The organism is Rhodococcus sp. 14-2470-1a (assembly GCF_002259425.1).
GTDB classification, from domain to species: Bacteria; Actinomycetota; Actinomycetes; order Mycobacteriales; family Mycobacteriaceae; genus Rhodococcoides; species Rhodococcoides fascians_E.
In genome coordinates, this window is the sequence record NZ_NPFZ01000046.1 from 1 (window position 1) to 3,797 (window position 3,797).

At 63.1% G+C, this 3,797-nt stretch carries 4 protein-coding genes and 1 pseudogene; all 5 read left to right on the plus strand.

All coding sequences use genetic code 11. The annotated features are described in order from the left end of the window. Positions 1-152 precede the first annotated feature (152 nt). The gene (locus CH292_RS26180) at positions 153-1,310 is read left to right on the plus strand and encodes a site-specific integrase (protein ID WP_212669313.1); all 1,158 of its coding nucleotides are present in this window, start codon (positions 153-155) and stop codon (positions 1,308-1,310) included. A 3-nt stretch (positions 1,311-1,313) separates the two neighbouring features. Next, positions 1,314-1,646, plus strand: coding sequence for a helix-turn-helix transcriptional regulator (locus CH292_RS26185; protein ID WP_176457853.1), 333 nt, complete (start codon positions 1,314-1,316; stop codon positions 1,644-1,646). Continuing rightward, the gene (locus CH292_RS26190; RefSeq protein WP_143545801.1) at positions 1,646-2,578 is read left to right on the plus strand and encodes a hypothetical protein; all 933 of its coding nucleotides are present in this window, start codon (positions 1,646-1,648) and stop codon (positions 2,576-2,578) included. The genes CH292_RS26185 and CH292_RS26190 overlap by 1 nt, the downstream gene beginning before the upstream one ends. A 156-nt stretch (positions 2,579-2,734) precedes the next feature. After that, positions 2,735-2,965: a heavy-metal-associated domain-containing protein gene (locus CH292_RS26195; RefSeq protein WP_027494143.1), complete on the plus strand. Its 231-nt coding sequence runs from the start codon at positions 2,735-2,737 to the stop codon at positions 2,963-2,965. 34 nt (positions 2,966-2,999) lie between these two features. Then, positions 3,000-3,797 (plus strand): annotated as a pseudogene (locus CH292_RS26200) (heavy metal translocating P-type ATPase); the annotation flags it as partial.

Sequence of the window (3,797 nt, forward strand, 5' to 3'; positions counted from 1 at the left end):
CACTGGAGTCCGCACGGGTTCGATCGGCTGCCAGGAACCGGTGTAAGCCCAGGTTCCCTGGTCAGAGCAACGATTCTTCTTCATTCCGTGGTCGCTCAAATTTCATCAGTTACTCGTAGATTCTGCGAGTTCCTCGCATAAGTTCACTGTTCGTGTCAGATTTCGCTACTCGTCGGCAGCGACGTATCGCTGCCGACGGCGCATCGAGTGCCGCGCGGGTCGGCAGTGGGGAACTTGCGGACGTCGAATCGCTGCAGCGGCTGGCGTCGGCGTCAGGGGACGACGAACACGACTTCTTCCGTAACACGCTGGTCGAATACGGATGGGCCAGAGATGTGGCGGGTCTGAGCCCGGCGACGTTGCAGAGAATCATGTATCCCGTGATCGAGATATGCGATTACTTCGATTGTGTGCCATGGCGATTGACCCAGAAGCAGTTCGATCAGTACTTTGCCGGTCCCGGTAAGCGCAGTCACGCAACCATCCGCAAGAAGACAGTTCAGATCGACAACTACTACCGATTCCTCGAGCACCGCTACGCCGGTGAGCTGCTCCGAGCGTTCGGTGTCGGTGTCGAGTCGCCGGTCGACCCGTTCAACCGGCCGAGACACAGGGGTGATTTCGCGCTGCGGATTCCTCCCACTCGACGAGCGATGACAGCGTTCTTCGCCGAGTGGAGAGAGGCCCTGCCGCGCTCACGCAAGTACCACGTGAGCGCGCGCGACTACACCATGGCGAAGATTGCGTACCTGTCCGGTGCGCGCGCGTCGGAGCTGTGTGCGGTGAGGATCGGCGACATTCATTGGGAAGCGGGACAGTGGGGCCGCTTCGTCGTCGTGGGTAAGGGCGCTCGCGGATCAGGTCCACGCGAACGGCAAGCGTTTCTCTTCGAAGAGGGGAGAGAGCTGCTGTGGTGGTATCTCGAACAGATCCGGGGCGAGTTCAGCGACGACCCGACCGACGCGGGCGCACCGTTGTGGCCATCGGAACGCTTGCCGACCGCCGTCGCGGCGCTCAACCTCGCCGTTGCACCCGCGATTCAGCCCTCGACTTTCCGCCGCAATCTCAAAGCTGCGTCGCACCTTCATCTGAACGGCCCGGTGCGGGAGCTCTACCCCCATCTGCTGCGTCACGCCTGCGCCACCCACAACTACCAACAAGGCATGCCCTTGTGGGATGTGCAGAAGATGCTCGGCCACGAATGGGCGAGCACCACTGTGGGCTATTTGGCGTCGGCCGGAGCCGACCCGGAACGGTCTGTCATCGAGTCGACACAACGCGCCGTGCGGCGCTTGAGTACGGAGAATTAGAAGATGAAATGGAACCTGCGCATGGTCGCGGCGCAACGCGACATCTGGCGTCCGACGCAGCTACTCAAAGCATTCGAGCAGGTCGACTTCCACCCGTCACTGAGCAAGACTGCGGCCCTGTGGTCTTCGGCGCCGGTCACGATCCGTCTCGATGACCTGGACAAGATCTGTGCGGCGTTGAACTGCACTGTCAGTGATCTGATGCTGGCGGAAGCTGTTCACAGCGTGGATCTCGACGCAGCTCCAGCACGCGCAATCGGTGATCGGTCGGGCCCGGCCGCACCCGCTACCGGGACCAGGAAGCGCGGAGCCCGCCGCGTCCCACCTCCCAACTGATGTCGGAACGAAACCCTGCCGATGGGGTGGCGGCAAGCAATGCCGCCCGGCACACCGAGCGCACCATACGGATGATCGAGCAAACACCCGCGCAGTTCCGCGACGACGTGCAGGCGTGGGTCACTGCGTTGGGCGGCCGCGGTCGACGTAAGTCCAGACCGCTGACGGAAGTGACCATTGCCCTCTATCTCAATTTCGCGCAACCGGTCTTGCATGAATGGGCTGAGACACACCAAAGCCTGCGATCTGTCGAAACTGTCGACATCGAGCGCGCGCTGAGCCGTCACTCAGGGCAGTCGAGACACAACGTGCACACGGCCCTGAGGTCGCTCTTCCGCGGACTCAAACGCGAACGTCGCATCTTCGCCGACCCTGCCCGAGAGGTCGCTGGTCGGTACAGCCGCAGGATCCTCAGACCGTTGCCGTCCGACCGCGTGCATGGGCTGTTGGATCAGCTGAGCAGGCCCGATGACCGGGTGATTCTGGCGCTCGTCGCGGTCCACGCGCTGACGATCGAAGAGGTCATCGGCTTCCGACTCGACCATCTCGACCGTTCGGCAGGACGAGCAACCGTCACCCGTACGCACACCCGCCACACGTTCTGGTTGGACGAGTTCACCGCTGAGGTGCTCCGCGACTGGCTGATCTACCGTCAGCTGCGGTGGCCGACCAGCACGAATCCGTACTTGCTGATCACCCGGATAACTGCGCCTACCGCACTGCCGGGCAGTCGCCACTACATCACCCGGCCATTCCGTGACCTCGGCATCACCGCCCGCGAACTGCGTGTCGATCGCATCCTCGACGAGGCCGCCCACAGTGGCGACCCAGTTGCCCTGATGACCGTGTTCGGTATCGGCACCACCACTGCGGTCCGCTATGTCAGGACTGCGCACCCAGGCCGATTCGACGTAGACCCCACCGCACCATGACTCGATCCGAAGTTCGGCCAACGGACTGGTCTTCGCCGCAGGTTCGTAAGCCACTCGACGCAGCCAACGGCCTTCCGAAACATACGGGGAGGGGGTATGGTCGATATGTCATCGAGATACCCCCAGGGGGTATCTAAGCAGCCAGAGGAGCGCGACATGATCACCACGGTTTACAAAGTCACGGGCATGACCTGCGGTCACTGCGAAGCGGCAGTCCGGGAGGAAGTAAGCACCGTTGCAGGAGTCGACACGGTCGAGGCATCTGCAGCTGCGGGAACTCTGACGGTGACAAGTGCTGACGTGCCCGACCACGCCGGTGTCATCGCAGCTGTCCGCGAGGCTGGATACACAGTCGAACCGCAACCCAAAGATTCGCGCACCGCGTAACCGCTGAACCTGGTGGAGAGAAGGATTTCCCGCGATGAACAACCACACACATGCCGACGCTGGCGGAGCCGAGACAGCGGGCACGCTGCCGGGCCACGATGCATCCGAACACAGCGCAGCCCACTCCGGCCATGGCGAGAAGGAACACGAAGGCCATACCGGTCACGAAGGCCATACCGGTCACGGTGGCCACGCCGGTCATGGGGACCACGTCGGCATGTTCCGTCGTCTGTTCTGGATCATGCTGGTCCTCGCCCTTCCGGTGATCGTTGCCTCGAACATGTTCGCGATGCTCCTCGGATACTCACTGCCCGACTCATCGTGGATCGCCTGGGTCTCCCCGGTGCTCGGAACGGTGATGTATGCCTGGGGCGGGTCCCCGTTCCTCACCGGCGCAGTCAGCGAAATCCGTTCCCGTGCACCGGGAATGATGCTGCTCATCGCCCTCGCGATCACCGTCGCATTCATTGCGTCGATGGGAGCGAGCCTCGGCCTGCTCGATCATCAGCTCGACTTCTGGTGGGAACTGGCCCTGCTGATCGTGATCATGCTGCTCGGGCACTGGATCGAAATGCGATCCCTCGCGCAGACCACCTCCGCTCTGGACTCGTTGGCGGCGCTGCTCCCGGACACCGCCGAACGCGTCGACGGCGACGATGTGGTGCCGGTGCCCCCGTCCGAGCTGCAGCTCGGTGATGTCGTCGTCGTCCGCCCCGGCGGCCGAGTACCGGCCGACGGCACCATCGTCTCCGGATCGGCGAGCATGGACGAATCGATGATCACCGGCGAATCACGCACCGTCCGCCGCAGCGACGGCGACCACGTCGTCGCC